This is a genomic window from Hyphobacterium lacteum (assembly GCF_036330345.1).
In the GTDB taxonomy this organism is placed as follows: Bacteria; Pseudomonadota; Alphaproteobacteria; order Caulobacterales; family Maricaulaceae; genus Hyphobacterium; species Hyphobacterium lacteum.
Genome location: NZ_JAZDRP010000001.1, coordinates 67,838 through 85,575, shown reverse-complemented (window position 1 = coordinate 85,575; position 17,738 = coordinate 67,838). Strand labels below are relative to the sequence as shown.

15 protein-coding genes are annotated in these 17,738 nt (G+C 61.0%); 8 read left to right on the top strand and 7 right to left on the bottom strand.

Annotation, left to right across the window (positions count from 1 at the left end; all coding sequences use genetic code 11):
• Positions 1 to 59: 59 nt before the first annotated feature.
• Positions 60 to 1,271, bottom strand: coding sequence for an N-acetylmuramoyl-L-alanine amidase (locus V0U79_RS00430; protein WP_330197485.1), 1,212 nt, complete (start codon positions 1,269 to 1,271; stop codon positions 60 to 62).
• A gap of 450 nt (positions 1,272 to 1,721) precedes the next feature.
• Here V0U79_RS00430 and V0U79_RS00425 point away from each other — a divergent pair, with 450 nt between their 5' ends.
• From V0U79_RS00425 to V0U79_RS00415, 3 genes are all read left to right on the top strand, one after another.
• On the top strand, positions 1,722 to 4,235 hold the full coding sequence (locus V0U79_RS00425) for a ribonuclease E/G (protein ID WP_330197484.1): 2,514 nt from the start codon (positions 1,722 to 1,724) through the stop codon (positions 4,233 to 4,235).
• A gap of 89 nt (positions 4,236 to 4,324) precedes the next feature.
• Positions 4,325 to 5,686 (top strand): M48 family metalloprotease, encoded by a 1,362-nt coding sequence (locus tag V0U79_RS00420; RefSeq protein ID WP_330197483.1) that lies wholly within the window; start codon positions 4,325 to 4,327, stop codon positions 5,684 to 5,686.
• A 67-nt stretch (positions 5,687 to 5,753) separates the two neighbouring features.
• Positions 5,754 to 6,536, top strand: a complete 783-nt coding sequence (locus V0U79_RS00415) for a DsbA family protein (protein WP_330197482.1) — start codon at positions 5,754 to 5,756, stop codon at positions 6,534 to 6,536.
• A gap of 106 nt (positions 6,537 to 6,642) precedes the next feature.
• On the opposite strand, the gene V0U79_RS00410 is transcribed toward V0U79_RS00415, so the two are convergent.
• Both V0U79_RS00410 and thiS read right to left on the bottom strand, forming a co-directional pair.
• A complete protein-coding gene (locus V0U79_RS00410; RefSeq protein ID WP_330197481.1) occupies positions 6,643 to 7,416 on the bottom strand; it encodes a thiazole synthase in 774 nt (257 codons plus the stop codon).
• A 4-nt stretch (positions 7,417 to 7,420) separates the two neighbouring features.
• Positions 7,421 to 7,621, bottom strand: coding sequence for a sulfur carrier protein ThiS (gene thiS / locus V0U79_RS00405; RefSeq protein WP_330197480.1), 201 nt, complete (start codon positions 7,619 to 7,621; stop codon positions 7,421 to 7,423).
• Positions 7,622 to 7,699: 78 nt separating this feature from the next.
• Between thiS and aroQ the strand changes: the two genes are divergently transcribed.
• From aroQ to aat, 4 genes are read left to right on the top strand one after another with little or no spacing between them, the layout of a single operon-like run.
• On the top strand, positions 7,700 to 8,134 hold the full coding sequence (gene aroQ / locus V0U79_RS00400; protein WP_330197479.1) for a type II 3-dehydroquinate dehydratase: 435 nt from the start codon (positions 7,700 to 7,702) through the stop codon (positions 8,132 to 8,134).
• Between the two features lie 39 nt (positions 8,135 to 8,173).
• A complete protein-coding gene (accB, locus tag V0U79_RS00395) occupies positions 8,174 to 8,668 on the top strand; it encodes an acetyl-CoA carboxylase biotin carboxyl carrier protein (RefSeq protein WP_330197478.1) in 495 nt (164 codons plus the stop codon).
• 14 nt (positions 8,669 to 8,682) lie between these two features.
• Positions 8,683 to 10,032 carry an acetyl-CoA carboxylase biotin carboxylase subunit gene (gene accC, locus V0U79_RS00390; RefSeq protein WP_330197477.1) on the top strand — a complete coding sequence of 450 codons (1,350 nt, stop codon included), beginning with the start codon at positions 8,683 to 8,685 and terminating at the stop codon, positions 10,030 to 10,032.
• 3 nt (positions 10,033 to 10,035) lie between these two features.
• Positions 10,036 to 10,686 (top strand): leucyl/phenylalanyl-tRNA--protein transferase, encoded by a 651-nt coding sequence (gene aat, locus V0U79_RS00385; RefSeq protein ID WP_330197476.1) that lies wholly within the window; start codon positions 10,036 to 10,038, stop codon positions 10,684 to 10,686.
• Here the strand turns inward: aat and V0U79_RS00380 are convergent.
• Positions 10,653 to 11,051, bottom strand: a complete 399-nt coding sequence (locus tag V0U79_RS00380; protein WP_330197475.1) for a DUF2155 domain-containing protein — start codon at positions 11,049 to 11,051, stop codon at positions 10,653 to 10,655. The genes aat and V0U79_RS00380 overlap by 34 nt on opposite strands.
• Before the next feature lie 41 nt (positions 11,052 to 11,092).
• Positions 11,093 to 11,488: an NADH:ubiquinone oxidoreductase subunit NDUFA12 gene (locus V0U79_RS00375; protein WP_330197474.1), complete on the bottom strand. Its 396-nt coding sequence runs from the start codon at positions 11,486 to 11,488 to the stop codon at positions 11,093 to 11,095.
• A gap of 148 nt (positions 11,489 to 11,636) precedes the next feature.
• Between V0U79_RS00375 and V0U79_RS00370 the strand changes: the two genes are divergently transcribed.
• The gene (locus V0U79_RS00370) at positions 11,637 to 13,949 is read left to right on the top strand and encodes a TSCPD domain-containing protein (protein WP_330197473.1); all 2,313 of its coding nucleotides are present in this window, start codon (positions 11,637 to 11,639) and stop codon (positions 13,947 to 13,949) included.
• Here the strand turns inward: V0U79_RS00370 and V0U79_RS00365 are convergent.
• Both V0U79_RS00365 and V0U79_RS00360 read right to left on the bottom strand, forming a co-directional pair.
• Complete coding sequence (locus V0U79_RS00365) at positions 13,946 to 15,847, bottom strand: hypothetical protein (RefSeq protein ID WP_330197472.1); 1,902 nt, start codon at positions 15,845 to 15,847, stop codon at positions 13,946 to 13,948. The genes V0U79_RS00370 and V0U79_RS00365 overlap by 4 nt on opposite strands.
• Positions 15,840 to 17,735, bottom strand: coding sequence for a hypothetical protein (locus tag V0U79_RS00360; protein ID WP_330197471.1), 1,896 nt, complete (start codon positions 17,733 to 17,735; stop codon positions 15,840 to 15,842). The genes V0U79_RS00365 and V0U79_RS00360 overlap by 8 nt, the downstream gene beginning before the upstream one ends.
• Positions 17,736 to 17,738: the final 3 nt, after the last annotated feature.

The following is a 17,738-nucleotide window of genomic DNA, read 5'->3' as shown; positions in this document are numbered from 1 at the left end:
CGGGCAACATTATGGCGAAGCCCAGCATGGAGTGAAAGGCGTTTATCGCCTCAGTTGTATCAGGGGATCGGCGTCAGCTGCGCCGAACGCACCGGATTGTCATCACTGACATCGTCGCGATCAAAATAATCATCGACCGCTTCCGCGAGCGATTGCATCAGGCGGGCCCGATAGGCCGCCGAGTTCAGATTGGCCGCGTCGTCACGGTTGGTCAGGAAGCCCATCTCAACCAGCACCGCCGGCACCTGCGAATCAAGCAGCACATAAAAGCCGCGCTGGCGGTGACCATTGGTCAGCACCGGGCCGACTTCGGACATGGAATCCAGCACCATCTCAGCAAAAATGGCCGAACGGTTGCGTTTTTCCCGGAGAGACAGGGAAAGCAGGATATTGCGAACCACCGGCGGCTGTGTTCCGCCGGAAAGATGGTTCCAGTCGCTGGCATTTTCCGGCAGGCGCGAAGCCCGGCCTGCACCGCTGTCAGACAGCGTATAAACGGCTGCACCGCGCGCCGACGATCCGGCTCCGGCACTGTCGGCATGCAAAGAGATAAACAGATCAGCATTGGCCGCACGCGCCACATTCACCCTCTCCTGGAGGGTCAGGTAATGATCACTGTCACGGGTCATAATGACGTCATAACGGCCTGTCGCAACAAGGCGGCGGCGCAATTCCAGAGCGGCGGCCAGATTGATGGTCTCCTCGACAACGCCATTGGCCGAGGCGCCCGGATCATGACCACCATGACCGGCATCAATAACGATGACGCGGCGCTCGCGTTCCGGTTCGGCAAAGGTTGCATCGCCGCGCTCGGCAATCAGCTGGCTGAGATCGGAGGGTTCCGGAAAACCGGATTCTTCCTCGAACTCCGAAGCCTCGACACGGCGTAGATCGATTACCAGGCGATGATGCGGATTGTCGGCATTGGCCGGAATATCAAACTGGTTGACGATGACCGCCGGGCTTTCCAGCTCGAATACGAGGCGGGACGCCTCGGCGGAGCGGTCAAAGAAGCGGAAATCATCCACGAGGCCGAAGCCCAGCCCCTCACCCGTCTCCAGCCCTTCAACGGACCAGGCCGCGCGCGAAATATCCAGCACCAGGCGGCGGGTGGGCTCGGAAACGGTAAAGGCGCGAAACTCGATATCGGTGGACAATTCGACGACCACGCGGGTCTCGTCATCACCACCGCCAAAGCGGACCTGACGGATTTCCGAGCCATCGATAGCCACAGCCGGCGCGAAGCTGGCAAAAGCCGCGATCAATGCCAAGAAAAGGATTCCGGACGTTCTGCCCATAACTCCACCATCGCAAACGCCGCGATTCGGTGCACGGCTTTTTTGTAGTGTTACCCGCTTTGCATTGACGTTTGGTTGACGAAAACGGAAATTCCGGCTTGCTGAACAAGCGCTTTCCAATTTCACAGCTTTAAGGCATGTTGCCACTCGTTCCGGAAGGCGAAGCGCTTGCGCCGCCTGGCCGAGGTCCTTGTCCGGAGCGCGCCGAGGCGAGTCATCGCCAAAACGCTATTATCCGCAGCCACCACTATCCGGCTGCGACCCGAACCGCCGCGATGAAGCTGCAAATTGCTGAAATCGCACGAGGAAAGTTAAACATGCGCGTCGCGCCGATTTTCCAGTCCCACACAATAGAAGACATCGGGTCTGTCCGCTGCGCCGCGCCGCTGCGTCCTCTCCGGACGCGCGCAGGAGCCAATTTTAATGTCCAAGAAAATGCTGATCGATGCGAGCCACTCGGAAGAGACTCGTGTCGCAATCGTCGAAGGAAACCGCGTCGAGGAGTTTGATTTCGAGTCCGCGTCGAAAAAACCGATACGCGGAAACATCTATCTGGCCAAAGTTACTCGGGTCGAACCTTCGCTCCAGGCCGCTTTTGTCGAATATGGCGGCAACCGCCACGGCTTCCTCGCCTTCAACGAAATCCATCCGGATTACTACCAGATCCCGCATGAGGATCGTCTCGAGCTGCAAGCCGAGGAAGAAAAAGCCGTCGAAGAGGCTGTCGCCGAGGCGGAAGCTGCCGGACCCGACGCCGAAGATAGTGACGAGCAGGGCGAGGACGATACCGACGCCGAAATGGAAGCCGTCGCCCGCAAGCGCCGGCAATTCTTCCGCAAATACAAGATTCAGGAAGTTATCAAGCGCCGCCAGATCCTGCTGGTCCAGGTCGCCAAGGAAGAGCGCGGCAACAAGGGCGCTGCCCTGACGACCTATCTCTCGCTGGCCGGACGTTATTGCGTATTGATGCCGAACACGCCGCGCGGCGGCGGCATTTCCCGCAAGATCTCCAATGGCGGCGACCGCAAGCGCCTGAAAGAAATCGTTTCAGAGCTGGAGCTGCCGACCGGTATGGGCCTGATCGTCCGCACTGCGGGTGCCAGCCGTACAAAGGCCGAAATCCGCCGTGACCATGACTATCTGCGCCGGGTCTGGGACGACATCCGTTCCAAAACGCTGGAATCTGTCGCCCCTGCCCTCGTCTACGAAGAAGGCGATCTGGTGCGCCGGGCCATCCGCGACATGTATGATCGCGACGTCGAGATCGTGCTGGTGGAAGGCGAAGGCGGCTACAAGGACGCCAAGAATTTCATGAAACTGCTGATGCCCTCGCATGCCTCGAAGGTGCAGCAATACAAGGAACCGATGCCGCTCTTTGTCCGGCATCATGTCGAAGACCAGCTGGAGGCGACCTATAACGCTGAAACCCAGCTGAAGTCCGGCGGCTATCTGGTCATCCACCAGACCGAAGCTCTGGTCGCGATTGATGTGAACTCGGGCCGCGCCACGCGCGAGCGGAATATCGAAGACACCGCGCTGAAGACCAATCTGGAAGCGGCCGATGAGGCGGCTCGCCAGATGCGCCTGCGCGATCTCGCCGGCCTGGTCGTGATCGACTTCATCGACATGGAAGAAAACCGGAATATCCGGGCCGTCGAGAAGCGGATGAAGGATGCGCTGAAAAAGGATCGTGCGCGCCTTCAGATGGGCCGCATCTCGCAATTCGGCCTGATGGAAATTTCCCGTCAGCGGCGCCGCACTTCGATCCTGGAGGGTTCGACTCGCACCTGTCCGCATTGTGGCGGCAAAGGATATCAACGAACGCCGCAGTCCAGCTCGCTGGTGGCGTTGCGAGCGCTGGAAGAGGAAGGCGCGCGTAAACGCGCCGCCCGCGTGCGCATCAATGTCCCGACTGATGTGGCGCTCTACCTTTTAAACGAAAAGCGTGATCACGTTCTGGCTCTGGAGGAGCGCTACGAATTCCGCGTGCTGATCTCGGCGGATCCGGACCTGATCCCGCCGGATTTCCGGGTCGACATTTTGGAAACCCGCGACAGCGGCAATTCTGATGACGCGGAAGCTGTCGCGGAAACTCCTGTATCGCCAGAAGACGTCAAGCCGGATGATGCTGGCAATTCCTCGCGCCGCCGCCGTCGCCGGCGCCGCCGGAAGGACGAGGATGCAGACGCCTCCGGCGAGGCTGAAACCAGCACAGACGACGAAGGCGAGGACGAGAACCGCGGAACGCGTTCCGGCGAGGATGATGAGGACGCTGCGCCGAGAAAGCGCCGGCGCCGTGGCCGCCGCGGTGGACGTGGCCGGCGCCGCAACCGCAATACGGAAGCCGGTGAGAATAGCGAAAATGCAGAATCCGCCGAATCCGGCAGCGATAACGAAACGCCGGAAGGCATGCAGGTGATCGATCCGGAAGCGGCGGCCGAGGATTTGCCGGCACCCGACGCTGAAGCCGAAGCCGAAAAACCCAAACGCCGCTCGCGCCGCAAGAAAGCCGAGCCGAAGGTGGACACCGACGCCAAGGCCGAAACGCCTGTTGCCCAGGACAAGCCGGAAGAAACAGCCGAAGCCGAGGAGAAGCCCAAGCGCAAGCGGGCGCCTCGCAAGAAGGCTGAACCCAAGACCGAGCCAAAGGCTGAAACCGAGGACAAGCCGGAAGAACCCGGTGCCGAAGAAAAGCCCAAACGCAAGCGGACTGCCCGCAAGAAAGCCGCTGAGGCTGCTCCGGCTGAAGAGGCCAAGCCTGCCGAGGAAGCCGAAGCGAAGGCCGAGGAAAAGCCCAAGCGTACGCGCCGCAAGAAGAGCGATGATGACGCCAAGGCGGCTGACACGGCCGAGACTGACTCAGGCGAAGCTGCAGATGACAAGCCCAAGCGCACGGGCTGGTGGCAGCGCGGCGGCAAGCTGTTTGGCGGAAAATAACAGATGAGTGATATGCGACGGACGGGCTTGGCCCGTTCGTTGCGTATGCTAGTGTTCGAATTCAGCGGGGGCTGTTCGAAGGAAGTTCTATGCGTGCCCTTATCGCTTTGATCCCGGTTCTGTTTTCCGCGGCTATTGCCGCCGCGCCTGCCTCTGCGCAGTCACTGATCCGCGATACCGAGATCGAGATCATGTTGCGGGATTATACCGACCCGTTCCTGGAGGCCGCGGGCCTGATACCGGACGATGTCGGCCTCTACATAATCGCTGACCCGGAAATCAATGCCTTCGTCACGCAAGGCCAGAATATCTTCATCCATACCGGCCTGATTCTGGAGGCCGAAAACCCGCTGCAGGTCCAGGGCGTGCTTGCGCACGAAACCGGACATATCTCTGGCGCACACCTGGCGCGGACCGGGGAAGCCATGAACCAGGCGGCCATTCCGATGTTTGCGACGATGGGATTGGGCATCCTGGCTGCGCTGGCCGGTGAAGGACAGGCCGGAGCCGCGCTGATGGCCTCGAGCCAGCAATTCGGCGCGCTGCAATTCTTCAGCTATACGCGTACCCAGGAATCCTCGGCAGATCAGGCCGCGCTGCGCTTCCTCAATGAAACCGGAACTTCACCGGCAGGCCTGCTGCAGTTTTTCGAGCGTTTCCGTTATCAGGAAGCCTTCAGTGCCGCTCGCCGCTATCCCTATTTCCGCACCCACCCCCTGTCTTCAGCCCGCGTGACGTCGCTGCGCGAGGGCGTGGCCAGCTCACCATTTGTCGAACAGGCAGCACCGCCTGAAGAAGTCGAGCGCCTCGAGCGGCTGCAGGCCAAAATCTACGGCTTCATGGCCGAGCCGGGCCATGTCTTCTTCCGTTATCCTGTCACCGATCACAGCCTGCCGGCGCGCTATGCCCGGGCCGTCGCCTATTACCGCGATGCGCAAATGGATCATGCGCGTGAAGAGATCGAATCCCTGATCGAGGAAGAGCCGGACAATCCCTACTTCTACGAGCTTTATGGCCAGATGCTGTTTGAAAGCGGCCACGCCGCGGAATCGATCGAATACCATCAGCGTTCTGTCGATCTGATGCCGAGCGCACCGCTGCTGAGGGTCAATCTCGCCATGTCGATGATCGCCTCGGAAGATGCGGAATATCTCGAAGCTGCAGGCCAGCATCTGCGCGTCGCGCTGGATATCGAGCCGGACAACAGCTTTGCCTGGTACCAGTTGTCCATTGTCCATGAACGCAATGGCGACACGCCGCGCGCCCAGCTGGCGATCGCCGAACAGGCCTTTGCGGTCGGCAATAACGGCCGGGCCATCCAGTTTGCTGCCCGCGCCATGCCGCATCTCGAGGTCGGATCGGTCGACCGGTTCCGGGCTGGCGAGTTGATGGCGGTGGCACAGGCCCGCATGGCCGACGAGGCGCCCCGCCAGAGCCGCCGCGACCGTTAACAGCATCGTCATTGGCAGGCGCATCGCATCCGGCTAAATCAGTCCGGGTATTTAACGGGGAAGTTTCATGAAAGCGTTTTTTGCCGCTCTGACCGGTATCCTTGCCCTGCTGGCATTTGCCGGCCCGGCCTCAGCACAATCTGACAGATCGCTGTCGGATGCGCAGCGCACCGAAATCCGCGAGATGATCGGCGATTACATCCTGGAAAATCCCGAGATCATCGAGGAAGCCCTGATCGAGCTGCAGCGGCGCGCCCGCCAGCGCGAGACCGAAGCCATGATGGGCGCGATCCGCGCCAATGCCGACCTGATCTTCAACGATGCCCGCGACCCGTCGTTCGGGGATGACGATGCGCCGATCGTGATCGTCGAATTCATGGACTACAAGTGCGGCTATTGCCGGATCGCTTCGCAATGGGTGAACGAAGCCCGCGAAGCCTATGGCGAGCATATCCGCTTTGTATTCAAGGAGTATCCGATCCTCGGCGAGGAATCACGCGAAGCCGCGCGCGCCGCACTGGCCGTGCTGCGTCAGGGCGACGATGTTTACTGGCGCTTCCATACGGCCATGATCCAGTCCAGCGGCCCGCTACCGTCTGGCCGGATCGAGAATTTCGCCCGGCTCGCCGGCGCGGATATCGAGCAAATGCAGGAAGACATGGCCGATCCGGCGATCCAGACGCATATCGAACAGGTCTACGCGCTGGGGCGCGCGATCGGTGCGGACGGAACACCCTTCTTCATCATCAATGGCCGGCCGATTTCCGGTGCCAATCGTGATGCCCTGGATCAGGCGCTGGCCAGCGAGATCGCCGCCGTGCGCCGCGCACAGAATGGTGGTGGCCAGTAGGCTGAACTTCTAATTCCGTTTTCCTCCGATTTAACCGGAGAACCTCGGCAAGAGCGGCCTGGCGTTCAGGCCCTCCGATCAAGTCGGAGGGCGACGCCAAATTTGTTTAGATCATACCGCTGAGCGGGCTGGACGGGTCGGCATAGCGCTTCTTGGACATGCGGCCGGCCAGATAGGCTTCCCGCCCTGCGATGACGGCATGCTTCATCGCCGAGGCCATGCGGATCGGGTCCTTCGCTTCGGCGATGGCCGTATTCATCAAGACGCCATCACAGCCCAGCTCCATCGCCACAGCGGCATCCGAGGCCGTGCCAACACCGGCATCGACGATGACCGGCACATTCGCGGCTTCGATGATGAGCCGGATATTCACCGGGTTCTGAATGCCGAGCCCTGAACCGATCGGCGCACCGAGCGGCATGATTGCGCAGCAGCCCGCCTCCTCCAGCTTCTTTGCGTAGACCGGATCGTCCGAGCAATAGACCATGACCTGGAATCCGTCCTTGATCAGCATGTCGGCGGCCCGCAGCGTTTCTTCCATGTCGGGGTAGAGATGTTTCGGGTCGGACAGGACTTCGAGCTTGACCAGGTCCCAACCGCCGGCCTCGCGCGCCAGGCGCAGTGTGCGCACGGCATCCTCTCCCGTGAAGCAGCCCGCCGTATTGGGCAGGAAGACGTATTTCTCCGGATCGATGTAATCGACCAGCAAGGGCTGGTCCGGATCGGTCAGATTCACCCGCCGCACCGCCACGGTGATCATCTCGGCACCGGAAGCCTCCAGTGCGCGGGCATTCTGCTCATAGCTTTCATACTTGCCGGTGCCGATAATCAGGCGCGACTTCAGTTCGCGGCCGGCGACGATGAAGGGGGTATCTTCCATGAAACTATCCTCCGCCCACGAACTGGACGATCTCGATCCTGTCGCCATCGGCGAGCACGGTTTCCGGGTGCAGTGATTTGGGCACGACTTCCAGATTGCGCTCGACAGCGACTTTTTTCGGATTCAGGCCAAGCGCTTCTACCAGGCCGGAAATCGTCAGCCCGTCAGCGAATTCGCGTGTCTCGCCATTGATCGTCAGTTTCACGCCAGCGGCCTCGCCTGCTTGTAATCTACCGTCTGGAGGTCGTAGAACCCGGCCCTCACGTCAAGGGGCAAGGCACACATGTCATCCACGCTGATGATCCTGAACGGACCCAATCTGAACCTGCTCGGCACGCGTGAGCCGGAGATTTACGGCCATGAGACGCTGGCCGACATCGAATCGCTCTGTGCGAAGGCTGCCGCCGAGCACGGCCTGTCGATCGATTTCCGCCAGTCCAACCATGAAGGCGTGCTGATCGACTGGATACAGGAAGCGCGCAACGGATTTGCTGCCATCATCATCAATCCGGCGGCTTACACGCATACTTCCATTGCTCTTCATGACGCTTTAAAGACGGTATCCATACCGGTGATAGAAGTGCATATCAGCGATCCAGAGAAGAGGGAGGCGTTTCGGCATCAGTCTTATGTCGGCCTGGTAGCCAACCGGACGATTTCCGGGAAAGGTGCTGCCGGATATGCCGAAGCGGTGGCGATTGCCGCCAAGCTGATCTAGAACACGCCGAATCCGAAACCCGAGAGGCGAACGACAAGCATGGCCACGTCATCCAAGGCAGGTACGAAGCAGGACACCGCTTTTGATCCGAAACTGGTGCGGGAACTCGCAGAGATCCTCCGCGAAACCGAACTGACCGAGATCGAGGTCGAGCGCGACGGGCTGCGCATGTATGTCGCCCGCACTGTTCAGGCCGCCCCTGTCCAGCATGTTGCTGCTGCGCCTGTTGCCGCGGCGCCTGTTGCGGCTCCGGCACCTTCTGCTGCGCCTGCGGCACCGGCCGCTTCGGGGGGAGCTCCGGACAATGCCGTTCCTTCGCCGATGGTCGGCACAGTCTATCTCCGTCCCAATCCGGACGCTGACGAGTTCGCCAAGATCGGTGATGCGGTGAAAGAAGGCGATACCATTTTGCTGGTGGAGGCCATGAAGACCTTCAACCCGATCATCGCACCGAAATCCGGCAAGCTCACCGCCATGCTGGTGGAAGACGGCCAGCCGATCGAATTCGGTGAACCGCTGTTTGTGATCGACTGATCGGCGCGGGCGAGATGTTCGATAAAGTCCTCATCGCCAATCGCGGCGAGATCGCGCTCCGGGTTCACCGCGCCTGCCGTGAAATGGGCATCAAGACGGTGGCCATCCACTCGGAGGCCGACCGCGAAGCCATGCATGTCAAACTGGCGGATGAAAGCGTTTGCGTCGGGCCGAATGCGGCCAACCAGTCCTATCTGAAAATCCCGCAGATCATCGCTGCCTGCGAAATTACCGGCGCCCAGGCCATCCATCCGGGCTATGGCTTCCTGTCGGAAAATGCCCGCTTTGCCGAAATCGTCGAAGCCCATGGCCTGGTCTTTATCGGTCCGACGGCTGAGCATATCCGCCTGATGGGCGACAAGATCACCGCCAAGCAGGCCGTGAAGGATGCCGGCATCCCGGTCGTTCCCGGCTCGGATGGTGGTATTACCGACATCGAAGAAGCCAAGAAGATCGCCGACGAGATCGGCTATCCCGTCCTGGTCAAGGCGGCTGCCGGTGGTGGCGGGCGCGGCATGAAGGTTGCCCAGACGCCGAAGGATTTCCGTGAAGCGGTGGAAACGGCCTCCCGCGAGGCTGAGGCCGCTTTCGGCGACGGTGCCGTCTATCTGGAGAAATATCTCGGCAAGCCGCGCCATATCGAGATCCAGGTCCTGGCCGATCAGCATGGCAATGTCGTGCATCTGGGCGAGCGCGACTGTTCGCTGCAGCGCCGTCACCAGAAAGTGCTGGAAGAGGCTCCCTCGCCGGCTCTGGATACCGAGGCGCGCGCCAGGATCGGCGAGATCACACGCGATGCTGTGGCCGCCATCGGCTATCGTGGCGCCGGCACGGTCGAATATCTCTACGAGAATGGCGAATTCTACTTCATCGAGATGAATACCCGCCTGCAGGTGGAACATCCGGTCACGGAAGCCATCACCGGTCTCGACCTCGTGCGCGAGCAGATCCGCATCGCCGCTGGCGAGAAGCTGGGCTACACGCAGGATGACATCACGTTTGAAGGCTGGGCCATCGAATGCCGCATCAATGCGGAAGATCCGGCAACATTCGCGCCCTCTCCGGGCAAGGTCACGGAATTCCATGCGCCCGGCGGTCTGGGTGTGCGCCTCGATAGCGGCCTTTACGCCGGTTATTCGATCCCGCCCTATTATGACAGCCTGATCGGCAAGCTGATCGTTTCCGGCAAGACGCGTGAGGAAACCCTGCTGCGGTTGAAGCGCTCGCTGGAAGAAATGGTGGTTGGCGGTATCAAGACAACGATCCCGCTACACCTCGCCCTGCTGGAAGAAGAGGCCTTCCGGTCCGGCGATTACCACATCCGCTGGCTCGAAAGCTGGCTTGCCGACCGCGCGAAAGACTAGGCGATGCCGGGCTTCGGACCGGCTGACCTGCTGGATTGCTATCGTGACGGCATCTTCCCGATGGCGGATTCCGCCGATGATCCCAGCCTGTTCCTCGTTGATCCGCCTCTACGCGCCAATATTCCGCTGCAGGGTTTCCACGTTCCGCGGCGCCTGAAGCGGCTGGTTCGACAGGGCAAATTCGAGATCACGATCGATCGGGACTTCCACAAGGTCGTGGCGATGTGCGCGGCGCCGGCACCCGACCGCGACAATACCTGGATCAACCGGCCGATCCGCTGGCTCTATGGCGAATTGTTCGAGATGGGCCATGCCCATTCCGTTGAATGCCGGCTCGAGGGAGAGTTGGCAGGCGGCCTCTACGGGGTTTCGCTGGGTGGCGCCTTTTTCGGCGAAAGCATGTTCTCGCGCGCCAGCAATGCCTCCAAAGTCGCCCTCGTCCACCTGGTCGCCCGGCTGATCACCGGCGGCTTCAGATTGCTGGATGCACAATTCATGACCCGGCATCTCAGCCAGTTCGGAACCGAGGAAGTTACCGCGGAAATCTACAAGCAAAGGCTTGCCGAGGCTGTTGCCATCGACGCAGACTTTCACCGGTTAGCGGAAAATGCGAGCGGGGCTCAGGCCCTGCAGTCAATCGGCCAGACGTCGTAGACCGGGTGTTCCAGCGGATTGAGCGCCGGGTTGGAGGCGAACATCCAGCCCGAGAAAATCCGCTCGCCGCCCTCTTCCAGCATGCTGCCATCGTCCTGGCGGCGCTCGAAAATCTCGACGAAGACAAATGTCTCCGGCGTTTCTTCTGGCGGACGCTCGCGGCAATAGCGCGGCAAGATGGTCAGCGAACCGAACTGGTATTCCTCGCCGATACGGATTTCAAAGTCCTGAGTGCGGGCCGTGACCTTGTCGAGACCACGCATGACCAGCACCGTGCCGGGACGGCTGGACAGATTCTGGGCTGCAGCCTGGCCCAGCGGCAGGGCCAGAAGAACACAAAGGATAAGACGCCGGATAACAGTCATGGCTTCATGATGCCGCGATGCGGCCCCCGCGTCGAGAGCGATCACCCCTCAGGCGACCAGCTTTCATAATCACCACTATTGGCCTGACGATGTCCGCCGCGCGACAGCGAGCCGGACGGCTTGTAGGCATGGACCGTGCCGGTGAGGTTCGGCTCGTGTTCCTGTTCCCAGGCGTGACGCGGCTCATCGCCCGTCGGCGGATCCTGGAAAGTGTGATGCAACCAGCCATGCCATTCCATCGGAACGCGGCTGGCATCAGCATAGCCCTTATAGACCACGTACCGGCGCACCCGGCCATCCGAGCCGGTGGCCTTCTTTTCCTCGAAATAGCGATTGCCGTAGGCATCCTCGCCCACCTTCCTTGCCCCCTTCATGGCGAGGGTCAGATAGGTACCGGGCGTGGCATCATTCCACCAGGCGAACAGTTTTCCGAGCATGGCGCGTGTCCTTTGAAGGGATCAGACTCGGCGCGGAATATGCCTATCCACACCCTATTGGTCCAGTGGGCTTTGCCTGCATTGGGCAGTGCCGCAGCGAGGCGTATGCTTTGCGTTGATTCGGGTGATTCTTTCAGGCGGCATTCCCATGACAAAATCCGGCAAGATCCAGTATTCGACTTTCACGCTCCGCGATCCCGATGGCGGGGAGGATGTTTCCTTCCGCGCGCCCGATGGCTGGGATGTGGGTGCGGTAGCTGCCCTGGCAGAATTATGCGCCGCTCCGCGCCCGGTTGCGACCAAGCCCAAGCCTGGAACGAAAGGTCCCGACTGGCTTCGCCCGCGGGTGGCTGATGGAAAAGACCGGGCGCTTGAAAGCGATGCCGAGCAAGTTTTCAACCGGATCGCCTTGCATTTCGCCCGGCCAGCCAAGGACAAGGCGCTGATGGGGGCGCTGAAGGCCGATTTCGAGAAACGCTTCATATCGCCCGAGCCTTTCCTGTGGGCGAATGCGGGGACAGACATCGCCTATGGCGACAAACTGCCGGGCCAGGCACGGATTCCCGCGGTCACGCAGATCGGCGCGGATACGAGCGAGGCCCGCACGCTGGCCCATGACATAAGCAAAGCGCATCTGGAAGCCGCGATTGGTGATGTTGGTGCGCGCGTGCTGCGTGACAGGCTGATGGCGATTGGCGATGCGATCGCCCAATGCGCTGGCGATGTCGAGGATTGTCTCGACCCGGCCACCAATCCAGCGCTGAAGAAGGCACTGCAGGCGGCACGGCGCGATGGCGCTCCCGATGAAGCCATTGAGCATGCGCTGGCTCTGGCACGGCAAGGCGAGTTCGATGAACCTGATCTGGGTTTCCAGCCCACCGCGCCGATTGATATTCCCGCATTGCAAATTCCCGCTGATCTGATCGAAGCCGAAGCCGCCGACAGTGACTGGGCATTCCATGACGGTACCGAGGAGCCCGCACGGGCCTGGTGGCAACAGATCGCCCAGTCGATCTGGAGCTTCGGTGCGCCCGCGCTGAGCTTTGCGCCGGAACGAACAGCCGCCGGGCCACACCTCTATCTCAACCTGCCTGCCACATCCGGTGACCTGAAGACCCTCAAGGCGGTGATTTCCCGCTGGTCAGGCGCGCTGCGCTCCGGCGTCAGGAAATCCGAGACAGCCGGGACGATCTCCCTGACCGGGTTTGCTGCGATGTTTGCAGCCAAAGGTCTGGCCTATGACAGCGAAGAGGCCCGTGAGCTGGCTCGCACTATCGCCAAAGCGGCCATATCTGCCGCAGGCGAGCGGGTGATCGTCTCTGCCGAGGCTCCGGACGGCGATCTGGCCCGGATGATGGAAGCCGACTCGATCGGCCTGTCGCCGCTGAATGACATTCTTGTCGAAAAAGGTGCGAGCCGCGAATTCCGCAATAGCGTGATCGAGGGCCTGAAGACCCTGGGTCTCGGCATGGCGGACAAGAGCGCCATGACCGCCTTTGCCCGGCCTGCGCCTGATGCCGTCATAGCTTTGGCTGACGTGCTGCAGACCGAACTCACCGGCCCCGTTTTGGTCAATCTGTCCCTGCCCGCTGATGCCGGCCCGGATGTCGTTGCGCGGCTGATGCGGCAAGCCGGCAAGGCCGGATTGTCCCAGATGCGGATCGAGCGGGCTGGAACGGGTCTGACCGCGCTGCTCGACGAGATCGGCGATGATCTCGAGCCCGGCGAGGAACGCATCGTTGAAAAGATCGTTGAGAAGATCGTTGAAAAGCCGATCAACCGCCGCAAATTGCCGGACCGGCGCAAGGGTTATATCCAGAAAGCCACGGTCGGCGGGCACAAAATCTATCTGCATACCGGTGAATTCGATGATGGCGAGCTGGGCGAGATTTTCCTCGACATGCACAAGGAAGGCGCGGCCTTCCGCTCACTGATGAACAATTTCGCCATCGCGATCTCGATCGCCTTGCAATACGGCGTGCCGCTGGAAGAATTCGTCGATGCCTTTGTCTTCACCCGGTTCGAACCGGCTGGTGAGGTCGAAGGCAATGACTCAATCCGTCATGCGACCTCTATCCTGGATTATCTGTTCCGCGAACTGGCCGTTTCCTATCTCGGACGGACCGATCTGGCCGAGGTACAGCCGGATGTCAGCGGCGGCATCGGCCGCGGCGTGGCGCAGGAAAAAATCCTCGAGGAAGACGCTTCACGCTTCATCTCCAAGGGCTTCTCGCGCGGCCAGCTACCCGACAATGTCGTCATGCTGACCAATGACATGCGCAAGGCGAAGGCAGAGGAACGCGGTGCTATCGACGCCGAAGAAGCCGAAGTGCTGACACCGGACAATTATGATGGCGACCCCTGCCCTGAATGCGGGCATTTCACCGTTGCGCGCCTTAATGACGGTACGCTGGATTGCCAGGCCTGTGGATGGTCCAAGCGCGAGGAAAGCGGAACCTAGTCCGCGTCCGAAAAGCGCCCTTCACCCGGCGGTGGCCAGTCGATGCCCGCCTGCTCGATCCGGCGGGCGAAATTCGGCGCGGCCTCCATATCGAAGGGAACACCACAGCGGCAATCAATGAGAACCCGGATAATCTGGTAATAGCCCAGCGGTCGTTGATCGACGTCGGCGACCAAGGCATTCAGCCGCTCGCGATCATCCACGATGGCAAGAAGGGTAAACTGTCCGAGTCCCCGAAAGCCTTCCTGGGAATTTCCTTCTGCCTCGCTTTCAATGAGCGCCCGGGCCGGGCCGGCGTCACCTTCGCCGCCGGCCAGTATGGCCTCGAATGTGCTGACAAATCCGGCCGGCGCCGAGAATTCCCGCAACAGCCTCAAGGTCGTCTCTCGGTCACCCGACGCTGCCACGGCCGCAACAAGCGAATATCGGCCCAAATTGCCGTCCGGGTTCAACTCAAGATCGCGCCGGGCGGCTTCCGCAGACAATTCGAAATCACCGGCTGCAAACGCGATCCGGTTCAGAACCGACCATGCCAGCGGGTTGAGCGGATCGCATTGCACCCAGCGCCGGTAATAGGGCAGGAATTCCTCCGCCCTGCCGGAAATCGCGACAAACTCCGGCAACCACGCCCCCCGGCCACATCCCTGCTGTGGATCGACATTGTCCAGTTGTTCGCTCACGCCGATCCAGTTGTCGGAAAAATACAAGCGGTCCAGTGCCACCAGAGCGCGCGTCGAGGCATCCTGTGTGTTGGCCGCGGCCTGGTCGAGCAGGTCGAAATAGGATTGCCGCGCCGCCTCGAACTGCTGTTCATCGATCTCGGGCTCCAGACGCAAGATTTCGAGCATGCGGTGGGCGTAGAGATCCGCTGCAATATTGTAGGCCTCGCTGAAGTCCGGGTCATAGGATACCGCCTCCATCAGGAAGGCGTTGGCTTCCTCCAGCTCCCCGACAATCGCGCCGTTGCCATCATGCGCTGCCGAATGCAGGGCATAGCCTCGCTGGAACGCGATAAAGGCTTCCAGGCTGTTGGTGCCGGCATCGTCCATGCGCTCGCGCGCCTCGGCATCCAGAGCGACCCCGAGCACGGCAGCAATGTTCTCGGCAATGTCCTCCTGGACGGCGAAAACGTCCTCGTAGGACCGGTCATAGGTCTGGGACCAGAGGTGGGCATCGTCGGCCGCCCGGATCAGCTGGGCGGTGATCCGCACCTGCTCGCCATTGCGCGACGGGCGGATGGAGCCTTCGAGGATGTGTGCCACGCCCAGCCGCTCCGCGATCTCGGGAATGGATGGCAAATCGTCACCGCGGAACTGGAAAGCAGAGGTGCGCGAGGTCACGATCAGCTCGGGCACATAGGCCAGCGAGTTGAGGATTTCCTCGGTCAGGCCATCGGCGAAATACCGGTCGTCCTCGTTCGAGCTGAATGACAGGAAGGGCAGCACCGCCACAGACCGCTCTGGTGGTGCCACGGCGTCTATGAGATCATCATTGCCTTCGTCATCGTCGCTGGCTTGCGCGGTATCAACAACAGCTGGCGGCTGATCCGCCGTTGGAGAGAATTGCTGCCAGACCAGCAACACGACCACGATCGCCAGACCGGCAATGATGGCGATATTCAGGACCGAACCGGTCTGTCCGGTCCGGCTTTCCTCCATCGGTACATCGGCGGTGCGTTTCATGCCATCCGGCGTCAGTTCGAATGCCCAGGCGATAAATATGATCACCGGAAAAGCGACGATCAGGACGATCAGGGCAAAGGCATTGGCCCATGGCGGAATCCCGGCCGCCGAACCGATGACGTCCACCACCTGCATGACGATCCAGCCGACAACCAGATAGGCTGCTGCAACCCGAAAGACGTTTCGCCGCTGAAGCTCGCTGATCAGGTTACTCATCGCTTGTCGTCTCCATCAACGGAAAGCCCAGATCACCGGCTGGTGGCCAGGCGAAACCGGACTGGGCATAACGCATCGAGAAATCAGGGGCTGCGTCTCTGTCGAACGGGGTGCCACACCGGCAGGAATCGATAGCCGTCATCAGGTCGATGAAACCGTAAGGCCGCGCATCAATCTCTGCAGCCATCGCATTGGCGGCCTCGCGATCGCCGAGAAAGGCATGCATCAGCATGTCGAACCAGCCGGTTTCATCGGTCGCGAACGGGCGGATCACCGTCTCGGCTTCATCGCCGCCGCGCATCGCCGCCAGCCGGATCCGTTCCCATTCCCAGTGCGGCTGTAACATGGCCTCGGCATCGTCCAGCCGCCCCAACCCCAGCAACGCGTCAAAGCGGATCACTTCGGACTCATAGTCCATGCCCTGATTGACGAGTTCGTCGGCCAGCGTCAGCGCCGCGTCATAATCACCGCGATCCAGAAGCGTGTTGCCCAGCAAAAGGCGGGTATCGGGGTTTAGCGGATCACAGCGAACCTGGCGCTCGGCATAGTCGAGGCGATGATCCAGATTGTCATAGACACGGGCAAAATCCTGCAGCCAGTTGTCGTGGGCACATTCCTGCGAGGTCAGGGCATCCTCGATGGCACCCCGGGCATTACGCCAGTCATCGGAAAAGAAGATCTGGTTGGCCTCGACAATCGCCCGCCGCGTATCCGTTGACGCCGTCTCGTGAGCGCGCTCCAGCAATTCGGTGTGGCGCTCGCGCGCAGCGTCCAGCTCGTCCTCGCCGAATTCTTCTTCCAGCGCATACTCGCTGAGGATATGGGCGTAATAATCACTCTGCAGCAGATAGGCTTCGGAGAAATCCGGGGCGAGTTCCGTTGCGCGTGTAAAGAATGCATCAGCCTGTTCGAGAAGCGCGTCACCATCATCCTCGAGATGGCCCCGGTCCCACAGCGTCTTGCCCTGCTGGAACGCGATGAAAGCATCAATGTTCCGGGTCCCGGAATTGCGCATCTGCCGGCGATTGTTTTCGCTGAGAACGATCTGGAGCACGCCGGCAACGTTTTCGGCAATATCCTCCTGAATGGCGAAAACATCGTCCAGTGACCGGTCATAGGTCTGGGACCAGAGGTGCACATCATCTTCCGCGCGGATCAGCTGGGCCGTGATGCGCACCTGATCGCCCGAGCGCCGGACCGAGCCCTCCAGGACATGGGCCACGCCCAGACTGTTCGCGATCTCGGGAATGGACGGAAGATCATTACCGCGGAACTGGAAGGCCGACGTCCGCGAGGTGACGCGCAATTCGGGCACGGCGGCCAACGAATTCAGGATCTCCTCGGTCAGCCCGTCTGCGAAATAGCCGTCATCCTCGTTTGAGCTCATCGCCAGAAAAGGCAAAACCGCAACGGTCAGTTCGGGAATGGCTGCCGGTTCCTGCCCATCGGTTTCAGCTTCGGCGCCGCCTTCCGTCTCAGCGGACGAGACGATGTTCACTTCCTCACCCGTCCGGGCCAGAGGCGGCGCACCGGTGCGGATTGTCCTGTTGATGGGCTGCCAGGCCAATAATCCGGCGAACAGAATAATGGCCGCCATCAACACGTAATCCATCGGCCGCGGCGTCAGAGGCACGTCATTCGCGCCTGACTCCGGGCTACGGGTTGTGCGGATGCCATCGGGCGTCAGTTCGAACGTCCACGCGACGAACAGAATGACCGGGAAGGCTGCGACCAGGATGATAAGGGCAACGCTGTCGGCCCAGACGGGCAATCCCGCGGCATTCTTGACGCCGGAAATCACCTCGAATGTGACCCAGGCAACAGCCAGATAGCCGGCTGCAAACCGGAAAACATTCCGCCGTCTCAGCTCGTGCAGGAAACGGCCCATCCC